Source organism: Thauera sedimentorum, from assembly GCF_014489115.1.
GTDB lineage: Bacteria > Pseudomonadota > Gammaproteobacteria > Burkholderiales > Rhodocyclaceae > Pseudothauera > Pseudothauera sedimentorum.
The window spans coordinates 1,045,261-1,063,825 of record NZ_JACTAH010000001.1; the positions used below are offsets into that span (position 1 = coordinate 1,045,261).

The window sequence follows — 18,565 nt, forward strand, 5'->3', positions numbered from 1 at the left end:
ACAGGTCAGGTTCCACTCTTCCGGCCATCCGGTATCGCCTCCATGCACTCGAAACGTCTGCTGATCCTTGCGGTATTGCTTGCAGCCATCGCGCTGTTCTTCGCGCTCGACCTCGGCCAGTACCTCACGCTGGAGGCCTTCAAGACCCGTCAGGCGGAGATCGAGGCCTGGCGGGCGGCCAATCCGTGGCTGGCCGCGGGGGTGTTCTTCGCGGTGTATGTGGCGGTCACCGCGCTGTCGCTGCCCGGCGCGGCGGTGATGACGCTGGCGGTGGGGGCGGTGTTCGGGCTGCTGTGGGGCACCTTGCTGGTGTCCTTCGCGTCCACCATCGGCGCCACGCTGGCCTTCCTGGTCTCGCGCTTCCTGCTGCGCGACTGGGTGCAGGCGCGCTTCGGCGAGCGTCTGCGGGCGGTCAACGCCGGGGTGGAGAGGGACGGCGCCTTCTATCTGTTCACCCTGCGCCTGGTGCCGCTCTTTCCCTTCTTCGTCATCAACCTGGTGATGGGGCTCACGCCGATGCGCGCGCGCACCTTCTACTGGGTGAGCCAGCTCGGCATGCTGGCCGGCACCGTAGTGTATGTGAATGCCGGCACCCAGCTCGCGCAGATCGACTCACCCGCCGGCATTCTGTCGCCCGGCCTGCTCGGCGCCTTCGTGCTGCTGGGGGTGTTTCCGCTGCTCGCGCGCAAGGCGGTGGACTGGGTGCGGGCGCGCCGGGTGTATGCCGGCTGGCTGCGCCCCTCGCGTTTCGAGCGCAACCTGGTGGTGATCGGCGCCGGCAGCGCCGGGCTGGTGACCGCCTACATCGCCGCCGCGGTGAAGGCCAAGGTGACCCTGGTGGAGAAGCACCGCATGGGCGGCGACTGCCTGAACACAGGCTGCGTGCCGTCGAAGACGCTGATCCGCAGCGCGCGCCTGGTCGCCGAACTGCGCCGCGCGGGCGAGTTCGGCATCGAGGCCGGTACGCCGCGGGTGGACTTCGCCGCGGTCATGGAGCGCGTGCAACGCGTGGTGCGCGCGATCGAGCCGCACGACTCGGTGGAACGCTATACCGGGCTGGGCGTGGAGGTGCTGCAGGGCGAGGCGCGCATCGTCTCGCCCTGGGAGGTCGAGGTGCGCGACGCGGAAGGCGGCGCGCGCCGGCTGAGTACGCGCAGCATCGTCATCGCCACCGGGGCGCGGCCTTTCGTGCCGCCGATACCCGGGTTGGCGGAGACGGGTTATCTGACCTCCGATACCGTGTGGTCCCTGCGGGAACTGCCGGCGCGCCTGCTGGTGCTGGGCGGCGGGCCGATCGGCTGCGAGCTCGCCCAGGCCTTCGCGCGGCTTGGTTCGCAGGTCGCCCAGGTGGAGATGCTGCCGCGCCTGATGGCGCGCGAGGACGAGGAGGTTTCGGCGCTGGTCGAGGAAGGCTTCCGTGCCGAGGGCATCGCGCTCTACCTGCAGCACGAGGCGGTGCGGGTGGTGGCGGATGCGCAGGGCAAGCGCATGGTGGTGCGCGACCTTTCGCGTGACGGCGCCGAGGCCGAGATCGCCTTCGACGCGGTGCTGGTTGCGGTGGGCCGCGCCGCCAACCTCAAGGGTTATGGGCTGGAGGAACTGGGCATTCCCGCCGGGCGCACGGTGGAGGTGAACGAGTTCCTGCAGACCAGGTATCCGAACATCTACGCCGCCGGTGACGTGGCCGGTCCCTACCAGTTCACCCACACTGCGGCGCACCAGGCCTGGTACGCGGCGGTCAATGCGCTGTTCGATCCGCTGAAGAAGTTCCGCGCCGACTACTCGGTGATCCCCTGGGCCACCTTCACCGACCCTGAGGTCGCGCGCGTCGGCCTGAACGAGCAGGACGCCAAGGCCGCCGGCGTGAAGTATGAAGTCACCCGCTACGGCATCGACGACCTCGACCGCGCGATCGCCGAGGGGGCGGCCGAAGGCTTCGTCAAGGTGCTCACCGAACCGGGGCGCGACCGCATCCTCGGTGCGACCATCGTCGGCGCACACGCCGGCGAGCTGATTGCCGAGTTCGTGCTGGCGATGCGCCACCGCATCGGTCTGAACAAGCTGCTCGGCACCATCCACATCTACCCGACGATGGCCGAGGCCAACAAGTACGCCGCCGGCGCGTGGAAGCGCGCGCACGCCCCGCAGCGCCTGCTCGCCTGGGTGGCGCGTTTCCACGCCTGGCGGCGCGGGAGCGCCTGAGGCATGGCGGCGGCGCTGTCCATCATCCTGCCGGTGCTCGACGAGGCCGCGGGCATCGAAGCCTGCCTCGCCCGCCTGCAGGCGCTGCGCGCGCGCGGCGTGGAGGTGATCGTCGCCGACGGCGGCAGCACGGACGACACCCTGCGCCTGGCCCGCCCGCTGGCCGACCGGGTGGTGGCGGCGCCGCGCGGGCGCGCCAGCCAGATGAACGCCGGCGCACGCGAGGCGAGCGGCCGGGTGCTGCTCTTCCTGCATGCCGACACCGCACTGCCCGAGGCGGCCGACCGCCTGATCGCCGGCGCGGTGGGGGCAGGGCGCGAGTGGGGGCGCTTCGACGTGGACATCGTCGGCCGCCACCGCATGCTGCCGGTGATCGCCGCGCTGATGAACTGGCGCTCGCGCCACACCGGCATCGCCACCGGCGACCAGGCCATCTTCGTCACCCGCAAGGCCTTCGACGCGGTGGGCGGCTATCCGGACATCGCGCTGATGGAAGACATCGCGCTGTCGCGCGCACTGCTGCGGCGTTCCGAACCCGCCTTTATCGCCGCCCGCGTTCACACCTCCGGCCGCCGTTGGGAGCAGCACGGCGTGTGGCGCACCATCTGGCTGATGTGGCGCCTGCGCGCGGCCTACCGCCTGGGGGCGGACCCGGCCGAACTGGCGCGGCGCTACGGCTACCGGCCGCGCGAGGAGTAACCGGTGACGGTAGAAGCCCCCATCGTTCACATCGCCGTCTTCGCCCGCGCCCCGTTGCCGGGGCAGGCCAAGACCCGGCTGATCCCGGCGCTCGGCGCGGCGGGCGCGGCACGCCTGCACCGCCGCCTGGTGCTGCATGCGCTGGCGGCCGCGCGGGCCGCGGCGCTGGGGCCGGTGACGCTGTGGTGCGCGCCGGATGCCGGGCAGCGCTTCTTCCGCGCGCTGGCCCGCCGCGGGGTGAACTGCCGGGTACAGGCCGCGGGCGACCTGGGCGCACGCATGCGTGCGGCGCTGCAGGCCACGCCGCCCGCGCCGACCTTGCTGATCGGCAGCGACTGCCCGGCGCTCGAACCCGCACACTTGCACGCGGCGGCCGACTGCCTGCGCCGCGGCGACGACGCGGTGTTCCTGCCTGCCGAGGACGGCGGCTACGTGCTGGTGGGGCTGGCCGGTGAGGCGCCGGCCGCCCTGTTCGAGGACATGCCCTGGGGCGGCGACCAGGTGATGGCCGAAACCCGAGTCCGCCTGCAGGCTGCCGGCCTGCGCTGGAGCGAACCGGCCCGCCTGTGGGACGTGGACCGGCCGGGGGATCTGGCGCGTCTGGCGGAGCTGGAGGCCGTGCGCGCGGAAGGAGCTTGCACATGAACGGACGAGGGCTCATCGGCGCGATCCTCTTGGTGCTGTCCGCCACCGCGCTGGCGCAGGCGCCGCCGGCCGTGATCGCACCGTTCTCGCTTGCCGCCCCCGGCGCTACCCCGCCGGCACCCTGGCAGCATCAGCCGCTGCCCAAGGTCGAGCGCGAGAACCGCTTCACCTTGGTCGAGGACACCCCCGGCGGCCGGGCGCAGACCGTGTTGCGCATCGATTCCGAAGCCGCCGCCTCCACGCTGGCCCATCCGCTGTCCGTCGATCCGGGCGAGCGCCCCTGGCTGAGCTGGCGCTGGAAGGTGTCGGCGCCGGTGGCCGGCTCGGACTTCCGCCGCAAGGAGGGCGACGACTACGCAGCGCGGGTGTATGTGCTGTTCGACTATCCGGTGGAACGCCTGTCCTTCGGCGAACGCGCCGCGATTGCCCTGGCGCGCGTGCTGCACGGCGCCGAACTGCCCACCGCGGCGCTCGCCTACGTGTGGGGTACGGCGCAGGCGGCCGGGGCGATCGGCCCCAATCCCTACACCGACCGGGTGCGCATGGTGGTGGTCGACAGCGGCGCGGTGCGCGCCGGGCAGTGGGTGGGCGTGCGGCGCAACGTCGCCGAGGACTTCCGCGCCGCCTTCGGCGAGGAGGCCCCGCCCATCACCGGCATCGCCGTCGCTGCCGACACCGACAACACTGGCGAGGCGGTCACCGCCTGGTTCGAGGACCTGCGGCTCGAGGCCGCGCGATGAAGCGCCTGGTGCTGCTCGGGGGCGGCCATGCGCATGTATACGTGCTCGATCGCCTGGCCCGGGAAAGGCTCGCGGACACCGAGGTGGTGCTGGTTTCGCCCTACGCGCGCCAGGTGTACTCGGGCATGTTGCCCGGCTGGATCGCCGGCCGCTACGCGCTGCGCGACTGCGTGCTGCCGCTCGATGCGCTGGCTGACCGCGCCGGCGTGCAGCGGGTGGAGCAGGCCTGCGTGGCGCTGGATGTTGACGCCCGCGAGCTGAGGCTGGCCGACGGCAGCCGGCTCGGCTTCGACCTGCTGTCCATCGATGCCGGCCCGGCCACCGACATCGCGGCGCTGCCGGGTGCGGCGGAGCATGCGCTGCCGGTGCGCCCGATCGAGACCTTCATCGCCGCCATCGACGGCTGGCTGGACGCCTATGGCCGTGGCGAGGCGGGTGATCTGGCCATCGTCGGCGGCGGTGCCGCCGGGGTGGAACTGGCCTTCGCGCTGGACGCACGCCTGCGCGCCCTGGGCCTGCGCGGCGCGGCCGGCAGCGGGCCGGCCTTGCGGGTGATCGGTGGCGCAGTGCGACCGCTCGCCGGCCTGCCGCGCGTGCTGCAGTGGCGGGCGGCGGCGCTGCTGCGCGCGCGCGGCATCGAATGGCTGGGCGGGCGGCGGGTCGAGGCGGTGGGCGCCGGATTCGTGCGCCTGGACGACGGCCGCGAACTGCCCGCACGCCACACCCTGCTGGTCACCGGCGCGGCGGCCCATCCCTGGCTGGCGGCCAGCGGGCTGGCGGTGGACGAGGGCGGCTTCGTGCGCGTGTCGCGCAGCCTGCGGTCCTTGTCACATCCGGCGGTGTTCGCCGCCGGCGACTGCGCCGCCTACGCCGACGCACGCCCCAAGTCCGGCGTCTATGCGGTACGCGCCGGCCCGCCGCTGGCGGAAAACCTGCTGCGCGCGCTGCGCGGCGAAGCGCTGGAAGACTGGACCCCGCAGCGCCGCGCGCTCTACCTGATCAACACCGCGGACGGCAGCGCGCTTGCGGCCTGGGGCGCGCTGGCCTGGTGGGGCGGCTGGGTGTGGCGCTGGAAGGACCGCATCGACCGCGCCTTCATGGCGCGCTTCACGCCGGACGGCGATCCGCCATCCGTGTAGGAGCGTCCAGCGCCTGGTCCAGGTCGGCGAGCAGGTCGTCCACCGCCTCGATGCCGATCGACAGGCGCAGCAGGTCGGGCGGGCAAAGCGTGCCGGGGCCCTCGACGCTGGCGCGGTGCTCGACCAGGCTCTCCACCGAGCCGAGCGAGGTGGCGCGCTTGAACACCTGCAGCCGGCCGGCGACGGCCATCGCCGCGGCTTCGCCGCCTGCCACGCGGATCGACAGCATGCCGCCAAAGCCGCCCTGCATCTGCGCGGCGGCCACTGCGTGGCCGGGGTGGCTGGGCAGGCCGGGGTAGAGCACCTGGGCGACGCGTGCGTCGCCGTGCAGGGTCTCGGCGATGCGCTGCGCCGAGGCGCAGGCCTGGCGCACGCGCAGCGGCAGGGTGCGCATGCCGCGCAGCAGCAGCCAGGCTTCGAAGGGGCCGAGCACCGCGCCGCCCTGGGCGCGGTTCTGCCGCACCCGCTGCCATACCGGCGAGTCCTCGCGGCATACCAGTGCGCCGGCCACCACGTCGGAGTGGCCGTTGAGGTACTTGGTGGCCGAATGCATGACGAAGTCCGCGCCCAGCGCCAGCGGGCGGGTGAGCAGCGGCGTGGGCACGGTGGAATCCACCGCCACCAGGGTGCCGGCGGCGCGCGCGGCGGCGCAGGCGGCGGCAATGTCGGTGACTTCCCAGGTGGGGTTGGCCGGGGTTTCGATCCACAGCAGGCGCGGCGGCATGGTGCGCAGCACCGCGGCCAGCGCCTCGCCGTCGGCGTTGTCGTAGAAATCCAGCGCGATCTGGCGGCGGGTGGCGAGCTCCTGCAGCCAGTTGCGCAGCCCCCAGTACATGGCGTGCGGGGCCAGCACGCGCGCCCCCGGTTCCAGGGCCTGGACCAGGGCGGTGGCGGCGGCCATGCCGGAGGGGAAGAGTAGGGCCTGGTGGCCGCCTTCGAGGGCGGCGAGCAGGGTTTCGGCCTGGTCGTAGGCCGGGCTCTGGTCGCGTGAGTAGAGGCGGCCGCCGGGGTAGCTGCCGTCGGCGGCGCGTTCGAAGGTGCTGGCCGGGTGGATGGTGGGGGCGAGGTCGCGGTGCTGGGGAGCGATCCAGCCCAGGGCCTGGGCGGCGAGGGTGTCTGGCGAGAGTGTCCGGGGAGCGTTCATCGGTGTGGGGTCCTGCGTGGCGGCCCGCTGCGGGCCTGGGGTAAGGGTTGCGCCGCCTGCTTCGGGGCGGCGCCACCCCTGCAGCATAGCCGCTCGCGCGCGGCCTGCGGCGCGCAGGCGTCGCGGATCCGGCAAACGCATCCTAGAATGTCGCCCTTCTCAACGCTGCCGCCGCCCGGCAATCGTCATCCCATGCCCTTGTCCCCCCAGGCCCGAGCCCTGCTCGACATGGTGTACCGCGTCGGTGCGCCCCGCTTTCATGACTTGTCGGTGGCGCAGGCCCGCCATTCCTTCCAGAAGCTGCAGTTCGCCTTCCGCCCCGAGGCGCCGGCGGTGGCCTCGGTGACCGAGGTGCCGGTGCCCCGCCCGGACGGCAGCGTGCTGCTGGCCCGCCTGTACCGCCCGCTGTCGGCCGGGCCGGACGAGGTGCTGGGCCTGCTGGTGTATTTCCACGGCGGCGGCTGGTGCGTGGGCGATGTGGAGAGCTACGACGTGCTGTGCCGCGAGCTGGCCAACGGCGCCGGCTGCGCGGTGCTGTCGGTGGATTACCGCCTGGCGCCCGAGCACCCCTTTCCGGCCGCGGTCAATGACGCGCGCCTGGCCTTCGACTGGGCGGCGGAGCATGCCGGGCTGCTCGGCATCGATCCGCAGCGCATCGCGCTGGGCGGCGACAGTGCCGGCGGCAACCTGTCCATCGTCACCGCGCTGGCCCTGCGCGACGCGGACGGCTGCCAGCCGTGCTTCCTGCTGCTGGTCTATCCGAGCACCGAGATCCTCAGCGAACGGCCGTCCCGCCAGACCTACGGCGACGGCTACTTCCTGGATCGCGAGAGCCTGCAGTGGTTCTTCGAGCGCTACCTGCCCGGCGGCGAAACCGAGGACTGGCGTGCCTCGCCGATGCGCGCGGCCTCGCTCGCCGGCCTGCCGCCCATGCTGCTGGTGACCGCGGAATGCGACCCGCTCACCGACGACTGCCTGGCCTTTGCCGAACGGGTGCGTGCCGAAGGCGGCGAGCTGACGCATCTGCCGGTGGCCGGCATGGTGCATGGCTTTCTCACCCTGGGTAAGTTCTTTCCGGAAGCCAGGGACACGGTCGCCGCCGCCGCGGCGGCCTTGCGGCGCGTGCTCGCGTAGCAGGCGCAAGCGGGCAGCGGAAACTCGAGAAAACGTGTAGGAGCGGCCTCGGCCGCGATCACGGCGTCGCTTCTCCGGCGGACGCATCGCGGCCAAGGCCGCTCCTACGGAAAACCCCGTGCCTGGGGGTACAGCCGGACACGCGTCCGATGGACGTGAAGCGGGCGGGGGTGGTTGGTTCAGGAGACCGTGTAGGAGCGGCCTTGGCCGCGATTGCGGCGTCGTTTCATCAGCGCACGCATCGCGGCCCAGGGGTGCTGCTACGGAGCGCGGTTCAGCCAGCCGTTGGCGGGGCGCCGGTGGCGTGCTGCTGCCAGATCGCTTCGATCCGTTTGCGGGCGTGGAACATGGCGTCCACGCAGTCGCGGTCCAGCTTGTCGCCGGCCAGCGTCTGCAGCTGGGTGAGGGCGTCGTCCAGGCTCCAGGGGCGCTTGTAGGGCCGTTGGCAGGTCAGTGCGTCGAACACGTCGGCGGTGCTGACGATGCGGGCGCTCATCGGGATGGCGTCGCCGTGGATGCCGTAGGGGTAGCCGCTGCCGTCCAGGCATTCGTGGTGCCAGGCCACCACGTCGTGCAGGGTCTGCATGCCGGGCGTGTCGTGCAGGCGGAAGTCCTGGATCAGGCGCTCGACCATGCTGTGGCCGAGGGTGACGTGTTCCTTCATCAGCTCCCACTCGTGGGCCTCGAAGCGCCCCGGCTTGAGGAGGATGGCGTCCGGGATGCCGACCTTGCCGATGTCGTGCAGCGGGCCGAAGAGGGCGAGTTCGGCGATGAACTCCTCGCCCAGCCCGTGCGCGGCGGACAGCTCGGTGGCGAGCGCGAGGATGTAGTCGCGCAGGCGCAGCTGGTGCTCCCCGGTTTCGCGGTCGCGGGTAAGGGTGAAATCCAGCGCGAAACGCGTGGTGCCGATCAGCGTGTGCACCGACTCGATGCTCTGCGCCAGCAGGCTGGCGGCCAGCGGCCCCCAGGCGAGCAGTTCGCGGATGTCGTGGGCGGGCAGCGCCACCGCCGGGTCGGATTCGATCACCAGGAAGCCGTAGAAGCTGCGACCGCGGCTCACCGGCATGGCGATCAGCGGGCAGGTGCGCTCGCCGGCGGCCCATTCCAGCGCCGGATCGATGCGGATGAAGGTGGTCTGGGCGCTGCCGCTGGCGCCGCAACGCGACAGGGCCGGATTGCCCGGCAGGCTGGCCAGACCGCTGGGGCAGGGCAGCACGCGGTCCTCGCTGTCGGCCCAGGTGGTCAGCCGGGCCTGGTCCGCATCCACCAGGAACACACCGACGCGGACGATGTCGGGCAGCACGTTGGCGATCTGCTGGTGCAGGTCCTTGAGGCGGGCGGGCAGGGTGCCGGCCAGGAAGGTGTCGGCGATCTGCGGGTCGGTGCGAACGTAGGTGGTCATGGCGCTCTCCCGGATTCACGGCGTGTTCCGGAGTGGGACCGACCTGTCGGCGCTGAATTCCCCGGAATGGGGAGTTTGTGCGATTTCCCTGCAGGAGAGCAGGAACTGCTTCGCAGTGCGGTGCGTTCTAGGCCGTCTCAGCCCACCACTGCGGCCAGCAGTTCCTGTCGGCCGGCCCGCGCCGCGTCGATCAGCTCGTCGTACTTGCTGCGGTCGATGCCGGCGATGCAGGTTTCCAGCAGCGCCGCGCGGTTGTCCAGGCCGAGCAGCGAATCGAAGGGATTTGGCATCTCGGCCGCCAGGCCGGCGATGAAGACGATGTCGGAGAGGTCCTCGGGCGGCCAGTTGCCGCCGTAGGGGTCTTCGTACTGGAAGGCGTCGAGGATGGCCGGGGGCAGCTCGAAGGCTTCCAGGATGGCGCGGCCCACCGGTTCGTCCCAGGTGGAGACGAATTCCGCGAAGCGGTTCATGTTGCCCTCCAGCGCCGGGTAGTCGGCGGCGCGAGCGAGCAGGAAGAACTGGCCGATGTCGACCATCATCCCGGCGAGCATCGCGGTATCCGGATTGACCGTGCGCAAGTGGCGGGCAAAGGCGTAGGACCAGGCCGCCACGTCCACCGAGTGCATCCACAGGCCGGAGGCCACCAGGCGCATCTCGCGCGAACGGTGGTCCTGGGCCAGCTGCTCGGCGGCCACCGCGAAGGCCAGGCAGCGCAGCGCGGACAGGCCGATGCGCTTGACCGCCTCATTGACCGCGGTGACCGGCTTGCCATAGGGGTTGAGCAGCACCGCGTTGGCCATGCGCACTGCCTTGGCGCTCAGCACCGGCTCGGCGCGGACGACGGCGGCGATCTCGTCCATGGTCGACTCGGGGTTGTCCGCCAGGCGCTTGATGCGCAGCGACACGTCGAGGGCAGTGGGAAAATTCAGCCGGCCTTCCTGCAACTCCTCCTCGATCTGGGAGGCGAAGGCCTGGGCCTGCTGTTCGAATTCCTGCATGAGCCTGACTCCTGGACGCGGAGTCCGCAGTGTAGCGCGAGAAGCCCCGGTGGGGCTCAGGCCTGCGGCTGACGCAACACGGCCTTGCCGTGCTCCAGGCGCTCGACCTGGGCCAGCGTGGCCACCGGCACGCCGAGCGCTTCGACCGCCTCATGGCCGCGCTTGAAGCGTTTTTCGACGATGAAGCCGGCGGCCAGCACCTCGGCGCCGGCCTCGCGCGCCATCTCCACCAGGGCCACCGCGGTGCGCCCGTTGGACAGGAAGTCGTCCACCAGCACCACGCGGGCGCCGGGTTGCACGTAGCGCTGGGACATCACCAGCTTGGTCTCGCCGCCCTTGGTGGGCGAGGGGATCACCCGCGAGATGAAGGGCGATTCGACCTGCGGCGCGTACTTCTTGGCATACACCAGCGGCACGTTGAGTACCTGTGCCACCACCAGGCCCGGCGCGATGCCGCTGGCCTCAGCGGTGAGGATCATCGTGGGATGAAAGGCGGACATGCGCCGCGCCAGTTCACGGCCCATGTCCACGATGAAGGCCGGTTCGATGCGATGGTTGAGGAAGTGGTCGATCCGGAGGATCTGGTCGCCGATCACCGTCGCCTCGGCCTCGATGCGGCGGACCAGGGGTTCGTGGGGGGCGGTGAGATCGTGAGCGTCGGTCATGGCAGGGGTCTTCAGAGTGCGGGCGCCCGGTACGTGTCCGGGAAAGGGGCGCGATTCTAACGCAGGCGGCGTGCCACCTGCATGGCTTCCGAACGTCTCTCAGTTCAGCGTGGCGGTGGCGAGCTTGGCGCCGAAGCCGATGAACAGCCCGCCCACGCTGCCGGTGGCGGCCGCGGCCAGGCGCCGGCGCCGGCGGAACTGCGCCGCCAGATAGGCGCCGCCGAAGATCAGCGCCGACAGGTAGAGCGCGCTGCACACCTGCACGATGGCGCCGAGGATGACGAAGGACAGGCCCGGGTGGGCGTAGCCGGGGTCGACGAACTGGATGAAGAAGGACACGAAGAACAGGATGGCCTTCGGGTTCATCAGGCTGATCAGCAGCGCGCTGCGGAAGGGGTGTGCGGTGCTGGCCGCCGGTGGCTGGGGCTGCATGTCCGCCTCGCCGGCGAGCCGGCGACGCCAGTTGGCGATGGATGCGCGCAGCAGGCCGAGCCCGACCCAGGCCAGATAGGCGGCCCCGGCGTACTTGATGACCATGAACAGCTCGGGCGTGGCGCGCAGCAGCGAAGCGGTGCCGGTGGCCGCCAGAACCATGAGGATGGCATCGCCGACAAAAATGCCGCAGGCGCCGCGGTAGCCGGCCCCCACGCCCCAGCGCGAGGCGACCGACATCACGTAGAGCGAATTCGGCCCGGGCAGCAGGACGATGAAGATGGTGCCGAGGATGAAGGTGGGCAGGTCGGTGATGCCGTAGAACATGGTGCACTCCAGACGGGAGCCGCGCGCGATCCGGCGCGAAGAGCGGATCTTAGCAAGCAGCAGGCGATACTGGCAGGGGGGCAACTGTAGGGGCGGCCTTGGCCGCGATTTGTGTGACAGTTCAGCCAAAGGCTGAATCGCGGCCAAGGCCGCTCCTACCCCGGGGCGCATCGAGGCGCTACGCTGAAAAAGGCAATCTTTCCAAGCGAGGACGACATGGACCTGCTCGACACCGACGTGGCCATCATCGGCGCCGGCACTGCCGGCATGAGCGCATGGCGTGCGGCGCGTGCGCACACCGAGCGGGTGGTGCTGATCGAGGGCGGAGTTTACGGCACCACTTGTGCACGGGTGGGCTGCATGCCCAGCAAGCTGCTGATCGCCGCGGCCGAGGCCGCGCATGCGGTGCGCGGGGCGGCGCGTTTCGGCGTGCATGCCGGACCTCCCGAGATCGACGGCGAGGCGGTGATGCGCCGGGTGCGGGCCGAGCGCGACCGCTTCGTCGGCTTCGTCCTCGAGACCGTGGAGGGCTGGCCCGAGTCGCTGCGCCTGCGCGGCGAGGCACGCTTCATCGACGCCCATCACCTGCAGGTGGGCGAGCACACTCGGGTGCGGGCGGCGCGCGTCGTCGTCGCCACCGGCTCCTCGCCGTATGTGCCGCCGGGCTGGCGCGAAACGCTGGGCGAGCGCCTGCTGCTGAGCGACCAGGTGTTCGACTGGCAGACCCTGCCCGCATCGGTGGCCGTGGCCGGCACCGGGGTGATCGGTCTGGAGCTCGCGCAGGCCCTGCACCGCCTGGGGGTGAGGGTGCGCCTGTACGGCCGCGGCGGGCGCATCGGACCGCTGAGCGATCCTGCGTTGCAGGCTCGGGCCCGCGAGATCCTCGCGGAGGAGCTGCCGCTGTGTGCAGACGCCGGGGATCTGCAGTTGCGCCGGGAAGGCGGTGAGGTGGTGGTGGGCGCGCGCGAAGGCGGCCAGCTGCACGAGGAGCGCTTCGACTACCTGCTCGCCGCCACCGGCCGGCGGCCGAATCTCGCCAGCCTGGGCCTGGAACACACCGGCCTGGAACTGGACGAGCGCGGCGTGCCGCTGCACGACCGGTACACCGGGCAGGCGGGCGACGGCCATGTGTTCATCGCCGGCGATGCCGCCGCGGATCATCCCTTGCTGCACGAGGCGGCCGACGACGGGCGTATCGCCGGCGACAACGCCGGGCGCTACCCGGACCTGCGTGCGCACCCGCGCCGCGCAGGGCTGACCGTGGTGTTCAGCGATCCGCAGATGATGATCGCCGGGCGCTCGCACGCCGAGCTGTGCGCCGCCGGGGTGGATTTCGCGTGTGGCGAGGTGTCTTTCGAGGACCAGGGACGCAGCCGCGTGATGCTGAAGAACCGCGGCCTGTTGCGGGTGTACGGCGAGCGTTCGACCGGGAACTTCCTCGGTGCGGAGATGATAGGGCCGGCCGCCGAGCATCTCGGCCATCTGCTCGCCTGGTCGGCGCAGCGCGGCGACACGGTGCGGCAGATGCTCGACTGCCCGTTCTATCATCCAGTGATCGAGGAAGGCCTGCGCAGCGCGCTGCGCGAGCTGAACCGCGCCCTGCACATGGGACCGCCGCCGGTGCGCCGCTGCATGGACTGCGGCCCGGGTGCCTGACTCGATGCCCCGCATGCGCAGCAACACATGACGACAAGGAGATCCACAGTGCTCACCCCCCGACAGACCGTACCCGCCCTGGCCGTGCCCACGCTGGCGCACGGCGACTTCGATCTCGCCACCGAGGCGCCACAGCGCTTCACCATGCTGGTCTTCTACCGCGGCCTGCATTGCCCGGTGTGCGCCAAGTACCTGGCCGAACTGGGCCGGCTGCTGCCCGAGTTCGAAGAGCGCGGCGTGGGCGTGATTGCGCTGTCCTCCGACGGGCGCGAGCGCGCGCAGGCGATGGCCGACAAGATCGGCGCGACGGACTTGCGTTTCGGCTACGAGCTGACCCTGGCGAAGGCGCGCGAATGGGGGCTGTACCTGTCCAGCTCGCGCGGCAAGACCTCGATCGGCATCGAGGAGCCGGCGCTGTTCTCCGAGCCGGGCCTGTTCCTGGTGCGTCCCGATGGCACGCTGTACTACGGCGCGGTGCAGACCATGCCCTTTGCACGGCCGCACTTCGACGAGCTGCTGGGGGCGATCGACTTCGCCATCCAGAAGGACTACCCGGCGCGCGGCGAGTACACCGGCGCGGTGTGAGCGGGAACGGCGTCCGCGCCTACAGCACCAGGATCGCGCGGAAGTCGTTCACATTGGTCAGCGTCGGCCCGGTGACCACCGCGTCGCCCAGCGTGCCGAAGAAGCCGTGGCCGTCGTTGTCGTCCAGCGCCGCGCGCGGGACCAGCCCGAGCGCGCGGGCGCGCGCCAGGGTGTCCGGCGTCACCAAGGCGCCGGCGATTTCCTCCTGGCCGTCCACGCCGTCGGTGTCGCCTGCCAGCGCCCAGGTGCCGGGCTGGCCGTCGAGCGCCAGTGCGAGCGCGAGCAGGAATTCCACGTTGCGCCCGCCGCGCCCCTGGCCGTGCACGGTCACCGTGGTCTCGCCGCCGGACAGCAGCACCAGCGGCGCGGTGCCCGGCTGGCCGTGGCGGCGCACCTGGCGGGCGATGCCGGCCAGCACGCGGGCCGCCTCACGTGCCTCGCCCTCGATGCTGTCGCCAAGGATCACCGGGGTGATGCCCGACTGGCGCGCCACCTCGGCGGCAGCCTCCAGTGCCATCTGTGGGGTGGCGATGAAGCGGGTGTCGATCGCCGGCAGGCGCGGGTCGCCCGGCTTGAGCGATTCGCCCGCGCCGCTCTCCAGCAACTGCCGCACCGCGGGGGCGGGGTCGATGGCGTAGCGGCGCAGGATGGCCAGCGCATCGGCGCAGGTGCTGGGATCGGGCACGGTGGGGCCGGAGGCGATGTCGGTGGGGCCATCGCCGGGCACGTCGGAGATCAGCAGGTTCACCACCCGCGCGGGGTGGCAGGCGGCGGCCAAGCGCCCGCCCTTGATCGCCGACAGGTGGCGGCGCACGCAATTGATCTCGCCGATCGTGGCGCCCGACTGCAGCAGCGCGCGGCCCAGCGCCTGCTTGTCGGCCAGCGTGAGTCCGGGGGCGGGCAGGGGCAGCAGGGCAGAGCCGCCGCCGGACACCAGGCAGATCACCAGATCGTCGGCGGAAAGACCCGCCACCGTGTCGAGGATGCGGCGCGCAGCGGCTTCGCCGGCGGCGTCCGGCACCGGGTGGGCGGCCTCGACGATCTCGATGCGCTCGCAGGGCACCGCGTAGCCGTAGCGGGTGACCACCAGGCCGGAGAGCTCGCCCGGCCAGTGCGATTCGAGCGCACGCGCCATTTCGGCCGAACCCTTGCCGAAGCCGATCACTACGGTGCGCCCCGCTGGCGGTTCGGGCAGCAAGGGCGGCAGGCAGATGGCCGGTTGGGCGGCGGCGATCGCCGCATCGAACATGCGGCGCAGCAGGGCGCGCGGGTCCGTGTCGGGCGTCATCGCGCTCAATGGCCTTCCGGTTTCAGGCCGGCTGCGGCGCGGGCGCGCTGCTTGGCGGCGACGAAATCGCCGCGCGGGATGTAGAGCAGGTCGCCGAGCTTGAGCATCAGGTGGTTCTCATGGTTGCTGAGGTGGCCGTCGGCGAAGGCGACCTGCCAGAGGTATTCGACGATGCGCACCTTCTTTGCCGCGCTGAAGCCGCGGTTGAGTTGCGAGGTGAAACCCTGCAGGTCAGGGGCGTCGCGCGAGGCCGATTGAGCCAGCTCGAACAGGCGGTCGACCTCGTCGGCCTGCAGGGCGAACTTCTCGCCCAGCGCGCGCACGATGGCGGTGCGCTCGTCGTCGCCAGACGCTGCGTCGGCGCGCATCACCTCCACCATCAGTACCGCGGTGGCAAGCTGCAGGCGGTGTTCCTGCTGCTCGGGGCGGTCGGCGGGCGAAGGCTCGGCAAGCGTGTTGAACAGTTCCTTGAGGGTGCGGAGCATGGCGGAAAATGCGGATGGGCAAGGGACAAGTCGTAGTATCGGCTGAGTGAACGCGCGGGAAAAGAGTTCCTGGGCGATGGAACTCGCGCACCCGGCGCCGTACCAATGCAGGGCCGCCATGCGGGCGGATGACGTGAACGAAAGGGATTTCGATGGACCGACGGACGACTCGGCGCCGCTGGCTGACGGCGATGCTGGTGTTGCTGGTGCTGCTCGGCGGACTGGGCTGGAAGTACCAGTTGTTCGGCCTGGCGCACCACTGGCTGAAGATGAAGCAGGGCGAGGCGCGCTGGGCGGCCAGCAGCATCTGGCTGCCGGCCTACCGGGTGAGCATCGAAGCCCGCGAAGTGCAGGGCATTGCCGACGATGCGTCCGGACTGACCTTCGATCCGGTGCGCGGCACGCTGTTTACCGTGATCAACAGTCCGCCGGCGGTCGCCGAGTTGAGCCGGGATGGTCGCCTGCTGCGCTACATCCGGCTACGCGGCATGGAGGACGCGGAAGGCATCACCCATGTCCGCGACGACCTCTTCGTGCTGGCCGACGAACGCCTCCAGCAACTGCTGCTGGTGCGCATCGGCGACGATACGAAGGAGATCGACACCCGCGACGCGCCGCGCCTGGGGCTGGCCATCGAGCTGAGCGGCAATCTCGGCTTCGAGGGCGTGTCCTGGGATTCGGCGCGCGAGCGCCTGCTGGTGGCCAAGGAGAAGTCGCCGCTGCGCATCTACGAGATCAACGGCCTGCCGGGAGTGCTGCGCGGCGAACGCTTCGACCTGCAGATCAGCGAGTGGAAGGAGTCGCGCTCCCCCGGGCTCTTCATGCGCGACCTGTCCTCGCTGACCCTGCACGAGCCGACCGGCCACATGCTGTTGTTGAGCGATGATTCGAAGCTGGTGGTGGAGTACGACACCGAGGGCAATCCGCTGAGCCTGATGCCGCTATGGCGCGGCTGGCACGGACTGGCGCGCAGCGTGCCGCAGCCGGAGGGCGTGGCGGTGGACGACGAGGGCGCGCTCTATCTGCTGTCCGAACCCAACCTGTTCTACCGCTTCGAGCGCACCGCCCGCCCGCCGTGGTTGCCGCCGCAGCCGGCGCCTTGAGACGCTTCGACGCAGGTGGATCGCGGAAACCCCGCGCCATCGGGCCTCGGTTTCCCTAGCCGAGGAGGGGCATCTCGGGCGATAATCACGGGCTACGCCAGAAGGGATACTGAAGTAATGAAGCGTGTGGATGACTTTCGCCTGAAGTTCGGCAAGCATGAGCTGGTGCCGATCATGATCGGCGGCATGGGGGTGGACATCTCGACCGCCGAACTCTCGCTCGAAGCCGCGCGCCTGGGCGGTATCGGCCACATCTCGGATGCCATGGTGCCCACGGTGTCCGACCGCCGCTTCAAGACCAAGTACGTCAAGAACAAGCTCCAGCAGTACAAGTTCAACGTCGACAACGCCGACAAGTCGGTGGTGCAGTTCGACCTCGGCCTGCTCGCGGAAGCCACCGCGCTGCACGTCGGGCGCACCATGGAGGCCAAGCGCGGCCCCGGCATGGTGTTCATCAACTGCATGGAAAAGCTGACGATGAACGCCCCCAAGGAAACCCTGCGGGTGCGCCTGACCGCGGCGCTGGATGCCGGCATCGACGGCATCACGCTGGCCGCCGGCCTGCACCTGGGCTCCTTTGCGCTGATCGAGGATCACCCGCGCTTCCGCGACGCCAAGCTGGGCATCATCGTCTCCTCGCTGCGCGCCCTGCAGCTCTTCCTGAAGAAGAGCGCGCGCACCGGGCGCCTGCCCGACTACGTGGTGGTCGAAGGCCCGCTGGCCGGCGGCCACCTCGGTTTCGGCATGGACTGGTCGCAGTACGACCTGGCCACCATCGTCGCCGAGATCCGCGACTGGCTGGCCGCCGAGCAGCTCGACATTCCGCTGATCCCGGCCGGTGGCATCTTCACCGGCACCGACGCCGCAGCTTTCCTCGAAGCCGGCGCGGCGGCGGTGCAGGTGGCCACCCGCTTCACCGTGACCCGCGAATGCGGCCTGCCGGAGGACGTGCAGCAGGAGTACTTCCGCGCCAGCGAGCAGGACATCGAGGTCAACATGATCTCGCCCACCGGCTATCCGATGCGCATGCTCAAGAGCAGCCCCGCGATCGGCAACGGCATCCGCCCGAACTGCGAGGCCTACGGCTACCTGCTCGACGCCAAGGGCAACTGCCAGTACATCGACGCCTACAACCGCGAGGTTGCCCTGCATCCGGAAGGCACCAAGGTGAAGGTGTTCGACAAGACCTGCATGTGCACCCACATGCGCAACTTCGACCTGTGGACCTGTGGCCACTTCACCTACAAGCTGAAGGACACCACGCGCAAGGACGAAAGCGGGCAGTACGAGATCCTCTCGGCCGAGCACGTGTTCCAAGACTACCAGTTCAGCACCGAAGGCAAGATCGCGCTGCCGGCCATGTAGGAGCGGCCTTGGCCGCGATACGGCCAACGAGGAAACGACGGCTGCATCGCGGCCAAGGCCGCTCCTACGGGCGTGCCGGACAAGCCTTCAACAGGCCCGGCGGCGGACTAGCGGATGTTCTCGGAGTGGAACAGCACGGCCTGGTCGCCGACGAAACTCACGTTGATGTAGCTTTTCTCGTCGCCCCAGGTGCAGCTGCGCGCGGCGAGCAGGTCGCTACAGTTGTCCGGCTTGCCCAGGATGGCGCGCACTTCCTCGTAGGTCATGCCCGACTTCAGCTTGTTGTAGTTGTCGGCGGTGACCTTGCTGCAGGCCGTCAGCGACAGGGCGAGGGCGGCAGCCGCCAGCAGGCGGATGGGGTGCTTCATGCGGGACTCCGTGGGATTGCGTGACAGGCCGATTATCCTAGAAAGCGCAGTTGGACGTGCTCGAGTGTGCGCCTGGCGTGCCGTCTGGCTAGGCGCGACGACGCAGCATGGTCATTCCCTGCAAGGAGGAGCAACGCCGCCAGGCGGCGCGCCGGGTGTGCAATCGGGCGCGTAGCGCGCTCACCCGG

Annotated in this window: 18 protein-coding genes; 10 read left to right on the top strand and 8 right to left on the bottom strand. The window is 70.7% G+C overall.

What is annotated here, in order from left to right; translation table 11 throughout:
- The first annotated feature begins 42 nt into the window (after positions 1-42).
- From IAI53_RS04705 to IAI53_RS04725, 5 genes are read left to right on the top strand one after another with little or no spacing between them, the layout of a single operon-like run.
- A complete protein-coding gene (locus IAI53_RS04705; protein ID WP_187716969.1) occupies positions 43-2,202 on the top strand; it encodes a dihydrolipoyl dehydrogenase family protein in 2,160 nt (719 codons plus the stop codon).
- Positions 2,203-2,205: 3 nt separating this feature from the next.
- Entirely contained in the window at positions 2,206-2,901 is a 696-nt protein-coding gene (locus IAI53_RS04710; RefSeq protein WP_187716970.1) for a TIGR04283 family arsenosugar biosynthesis glycosyltransferase, read from the top strand.
- 3 nt (positions 2,902-2,904) lie between these two features.
- Positions 2,905-3,546 carry a TIGR04282 family arsenosugar biosynthesis glycosyltransferase gene (locus IAI53_RS04715; RefSeq protein WP_349771891.1) on the top strand — a complete coding sequence of 214 codons (642 nt, stop codon included), beginning with the start codon at positions 2,905-2,907 and terminating at the stop codon, positions 3,544-3,546.
- On the top strand, positions 3,543-4,286 hold the full coding sequence (locus IAI53_RS04720; RefSeq protein WP_187716971.1) for a DUF3047 domain-containing protein: 744 nt from the start codon (positions 3,543-3,545) through the stop codon (positions 4,284-4,286). Before IAI53_RS04715 ends, IAI53_RS04720 begins: the two co-directional genes overlap by 4 nt.
- Positions 4,283-5,425, top strand: a complete 1,143-nt coding sequence (locus IAI53_RS04725) for an FAD-dependent oxidoreductase (RefSeq protein WP_187716972.1) — start codon at positions 4,283-4,285, stop codon at positions 5,423-5,425. The genes IAI53_RS04720 and IAI53_RS04725 overlap by 4 nt, the downstream gene beginning before the upstream one ends.
- Here the strand turns inward: IAI53_RS04725 and IAI53_RS04730 are convergent.
- Entirely contained in the window at positions 5,394-6,569 is a 1,176-nt protein-coding gene (locus IAI53_RS04730; RefSeq protein ID WP_187716973.1) for a trans-sulfuration enzyme family protein, read from the bottom strand. The two genes, IAI53_RS04725 and IAI53_RS04730, sit on opposite strands and share 32 nt — an antisense overlap.
- Before the next feature lie 192 nt (positions 6,570-6,761).
- On the opposite strand from IAI53_RS04730, the gene IAI53_RS04735 reads away from it, so the two are divergent.
- Positions 6,762-7,703, top strand: a complete 942-nt coding sequence (locus IAI53_RS04735; protein WP_187716974.1) for an alpha/beta hydrolase — start codon at positions 6,762-6,764, stop codon at positions 7,701-7,703.
- Positions 7,704-7,977: 274 nt separating this feature from the next.
- Here IAI53_RS04735 and IAI53_RS04740 read toward each other — a convergent pair whose 3' ends face one another.
- The 4 genes from IAI53_RS04740 to leuE all read right to left on the bottom strand — a co-directional run bounded on the left by IAI53_RS04740 (position 7,978) and on the right by leuE (position 11,527).
- The gene (locus IAI53_RS04740) at positions 7,978-9,105 is read right to left on the bottom strand and encodes an HD-GYP domain-containing protein (protein WP_187716975.1); all 1,128 of its coding nucleotides are present in this window, start codon (positions 9,103-9,105) and stop codon (positions 7,978-7,980) included.
- A gap of 137 nt (positions 9,106-9,242) precedes the next feature.
- Positions 9,243-10,103: an HDOD domain-containing protein gene (locus IAI53_RS04745; RefSeq protein ID WP_187716976.1), complete on the bottom strand. Its 861-nt coding sequence runs from the start codon at positions 10,101-10,103 to the stop codon at positions 9,243-9,245.
- 56 nt (positions 10,104-10,159) lie between these two features.
- A complete protein-coding gene (xpt, locus tag IAI53_RS04750) occupies positions 10,160-10,768 on the bottom strand; it encodes a xanthine phosphoribosyltransferase (RefSeq protein ID WP_187716977.1) in 609 nt (202 codons plus the stop codon).
- A 99-nt stretch (positions 10,769-10,867) separates the two neighbouring features.
- Positions 10,868-11,527, bottom strand: coding sequence for a leucine efflux protein LeuE (gene leuE / locus IAI53_RS04755; RefSeq protein ID WP_187716978.1), 660 nt, complete (start codon positions 11,525-11,527; stop codon positions 10,868-10,870).
- 216 nt (positions 11,528-11,743) lie between these two features.
- On the opposite strand from leuE, the gene IAI53_RS04760 reads away from it, so the two are divergent.
- Both IAI53_RS04760 and IAI53_RS04765 read left to right on the top strand, forming a co-directional pair.
- A complete protein-coding gene (locus IAI53_RS04760) occupies positions 11,744-13,183 on the top strand; it encodes a dihydrolipoyl dehydrogenase (RefSeq protein WP_187716979.1) in 1,440 nt (479 codons plus the stop codon).
- A gap of 48 nt (positions 13,184-13,231) precedes the next feature.
- Positions 13,232-13,768, top strand: coding sequence for a peroxiredoxin-like family protein (locus tag IAI53_RS04765; protein WP_187716980.1), 537 nt, complete (start codon positions 13,232-13,234; stop codon positions 13,766-13,768).
- Between the two features lie 19 nt (positions 13,769-13,787).
- On the opposite strand, the gene IAI53_RS04770 is transcribed toward IAI53_RS04765, so the two are convergent.
- The gene (locus IAI53_RS04770) at positions 13,788-15,056 is read right to left on the bottom strand and encodes a glycerate kinase type-2 family protein (RefSeq protein WP_187716981.1); all 1,269 of its coding nucleotides are present in this window, start codon (positions 15,054-15,056) and stop codon (positions 13,788-13,790) included.
- Between the two features lie 5 nt (positions 15,057-15,061).
- Positions 15,062-15,541, bottom strand: a complete 480-nt coding sequence (locus IAI53_RS04775) for a tellurite resistance TerB family protein (protein ID WP_187716982.1) — start codon at positions 15,539-15,541, stop codon at positions 15,062-15,064.
- 152 nt (positions 15,542-15,693) lie between these two features.
- Between IAI53_RS04775 and IAI53_RS04780 the strand changes: the two genes are divergently transcribed.
- Both IAI53_RS04780 and IAI53_RS04785 read left to right on the top strand, forming a co-directional pair.
- Positions 15,694-16,644: an SdiA-regulated domain-containing protein gene (locus tag IAI53_RS04780; RefSeq protein ID WP_187716983.1), complete on the top strand. Its 951-nt coding sequence runs from the start codon at positions 15,694-15,696 to the stop codon at positions 16,642-16,644.
- A gap of 117 nt (positions 16,645-16,761) precedes the next feature.
- Positions 16,762-18,009 (top strand): nitronate monooxygenase, encoded by a 1,248-nt coding sequence (locus IAI53_RS04785; RefSeq protein WP_187716984.1) that lies wholly within the window; start codon positions 16,762-16,764, stop codon positions 18,007-18,009.
- 107 nt (positions 18,010-18,116) lie between these two features.
- On the opposite strand, the gene IAI53_RS04790 is transcribed toward IAI53_RS04785, so the two are convergent.
- Complete coding sequence (locus tag IAI53_RS04790) at positions 18,117-18,377, bottom strand: DUF3862 domain-containing protein (RefSeq protein ID WP_187716985.1); 261 nt, start codon at positions 18,375-18,377, stop codon at positions 18,117-18,119.
- Between the last annotated feature and the right edge of the window lie 188 nt (positions 18,378-18,565).

What these genes read in the sequence shown, in the direction of transcription:
- IAI53_RS04705 (WP_187716969.1), top strand. Translation starts at nt 43, where the DNA reads ATGCACTCGAAACGTCTGCTGATCCTTGCGGTATTGCTTGCAGCCATC.
- IAI53_RS04710 (WP_187716970.1), top strand. Translation starts at nt 2,206, where the DNA reads ATGGCGGCGGCGCTGTCCATCATCCTGCCGGTGCTCGACGAGGCCGCG.
- IAI53_RS04720 (WP_187716971.1), top strand. Translation starts at nt 3,543, where the DNA reads ATGAACGGACGAGGGCTCATCGGCGCGATCCTCTTGGTGCTGTCCGCC.
- IAI53_RS04725 (WP_187716972.1), top strand. Translation starts at nt 4,283, where the DNA reads ATGAAGCGCCTGGTGCTGCTCGGGGGCGGCCATGCGCATGTATACGTG.
- IAI53_RS04730 (WP_187716973.1), bottom strand. Translation starts at nt 6,569, where the DNA reads ATGAACGCTCCCCGGACACTCTCGCCAGACACCCTCGCCGCCCAGGCC.
- IAI53_RS04735 (WP_187716974.1), top strand. Translation starts at nt 6,762, where the DNA reads ATGCCCTTGTCCCCCCAGGCCCGAGCCCTGCTCGACATGGTGTACCGC.
- IAI53_RS04740 (WP_187716975.1), bottom strand. Translation starts at nt 9,105, where the DNA reads ATGACCACCTACGTTCGCACCGACCCGCAGATCGCCGACACCTTCCTG.
- IAI53_RS04745 (WP_187716976.1), bottom strand. Translation starts at nt 10,103, where the DNA reads ATGCAGGAATTCGAACAGCAGGCCCAGGCCTTCGCCTCCCAGATCGAG.
- xpt (WP_187716977.1), bottom strand. Translation starts at nt 10,768, where the DNA reads ATGACCGACGCTCACGATCTCACCGCCCCCCACGAACCCCTGGTCCGC.
- leuE (WP_187716978.1), bottom strand. Translation starts at nt 11,527, where the DNA reads ATGTTCTACGGCATCACCGACCTGCCCACCTTCATCCTCGGCACCATC.
- IAI53_RS04760 (WP_187716979.1), top strand. Translation starts at nt 11,744, where the DNA reads ATGGACCTGCTCGACACCGACGTGGCCATCATCGGCGCCGGCACTGCC.
- IAI53_RS04770 (WP_187716981.1), bottom strand. Translation starts at nt 15,056, where the DNA reads ATGACGCCCGACACGGACCCGCGCGCCCTGCTGCGCCGCATGTTCGAT.
- IAI53_RS04775 (WP_187716982.1), bottom strand. Translation starts at nt 15,541, where the DNA reads ATGCTCCGCACCCTCAAGGAACTGTTCAACACGCTTGCCGAGCCTTCG.
- IAI53_RS04780 (WP_187716983.1), top strand. Translation starts at nt 15,694, where the DNA reads ATGGACCGACGGACGACTCGGCGCCGCTGGCTGACGGCGATGCTGGTG.
- IAI53_RS04785 (WP_187716984.1), top strand. Translation starts at nt 16,762, where the DNA reads ATGAAGCGTGTGGATGACTTTCGCCTGAAGTTCGGCAAGCATGAGCTG.
- IAI53_RS04790 (WP_187716985.1), bottom strand. Translation starts at nt 18,377, where the DNA reads ATGAAGCACCCCATCCGCCTGCTGGCGGCTGCCGCCCTCGCCCTGTCG.